At 60.5% G+C, this 1,454-nt stretch carries 1 pseudogene; it reads left to right on the top strand.

From position 1 onward, the window contains the following. Window positions 1–75: 75 nt before the first annotated feature. A pseudogene (locus tag M5B42_RS32025) lies at window positions 76–1,454 on the top strand (IS3 family transposase); the annotation flags it as partial.

Here is a 1,454-nt window from a genome sequence, read left to right as displayed (position 1 = left end):
CCCCCGGTGTCAGGATAGTTGTCGCCTTTCCGAATTTTCCTGAAAAAGCAGATCGGGGGCGGAAAGAGACTGTTCGTGCCGTACTATTCACCGGAACGCAAAGCCGCATTACTCAAGATGCTGCTTCCCCCACTGAGCCTGTCGATGGCCGAGGTTGCTCGGCGCGAAGGGGTCAGCGATATGTCATTGGCCAACTGGCGCAGAAAGGCCCGCTCTGAAGGAAACGCAGTGTCCGAGAACACCCCACCGGCCCAGAGCTGGACCGCCGAAACCCAGTTTGCCGTCGTCCTTGAAACCGCCGGCTTGTCCGAAATTGAACTGGGTGAATACTGCCGTCGCAAAGGCCTGTACCCCGAGCAAATCAAGGCGTGGCGGCAAGCCTGCATCAACGGCCAGAACGCAGACAAAGCTCAGCAAAAAGACGATCGCGAGCAAGCCCGCAAGGACAAGAAACGCATCCAGGAACTGGAGCGCGAACTGCGCCGTAAAGACAAGGCGCTGGCTGAAACCGCCGCGTTGCTGGTGCTGCGAAAAAAGCTCAACGATTACTGGGGGATCGACAACGAGGACAACTGACCGCCTTGCCGGAACGGCAGTTACTGGTGACCTGGTTGAGTGAGGCTCGGATGGCAGGAGCCCGAAAAATTATGGCCTGCCAGGAAGTTGGTCTCTCGCTCAGAACCGTGCAGCGCTGGACTGAAACCGAGGCTGTTCAGGCGGACGCCCGAACGACCACGGCACGGCCCAAGCCGCGCAATGCGCTGAGCGAGGTCGAACGACAAGCGATCATGGAGCTGTGCAACAGCCCGGGCTACGCTCATTTGCCGCCCAGCCAGATCGTGCCGAGGCTGGCCGACCAACAGCGCTATCTGGCGTCGGAAGCGACGTTTTATCGGGTGCTGCGTGCGGCGGGTCAGCAACAGCATCGTGGTCGTAGCCAGCGTCCCCGGCGCCACGCCGCACCGACGACTCACGCGGCCCAAGGCCCCAACCAGGTGTGGTCGTGGGACATCACCTACCTGCCGTCTCCGGTACGCGGTCAGTATTACTACCTGTACCTGATCGAGGATATTTACAGCCGCAAGGCCGTAGGCTGGGAGGTTTACGAAGAGGAAAGCGGCGAGAAGGCGGCTGCGCTACTGCAACGTAGCGTGATCGGCGAGCAGTGTTTGCACGAGCCACTGGTGCTGCACTCGGACAATGGGGCCCCGATGAAATCGCTGACGCTGTTGAGCAAAATGCATGAGCTGGGCATCACGCCGTCACGTGGCCGACCGCGAGTGAGCAATGACAACCCGTACTCGGAATCACTGTTTCGGACGTTGAAATACTGCCCGCAATGGCCGGCAGATGGCTTTGCCAGCCTGGACGCTGCCCGCGCCTGGGTCAGGGATTTCATGCGTTGGTATAACCACGAGCACCGGCACAGCCGAATCCGCTTCGTGACCCCGGCC

Origin of the sequence: Pseudomonas sp. MWU12-2037, assembly GCF_023242345.1 — a bacterium.
GTDB classification, from domain to species: Bacteria; Pseudomonadota; Gammaproteobacteria; order Pseudomonadales; family Pseudomonadaceae; genus Aquipseudomonas; species Aquipseudomonas gingeri_D.
Note: the sequence above shows the minus strand (reverse complement) of the source record. Positions and strands in the feature narration are given on the sequence as shown.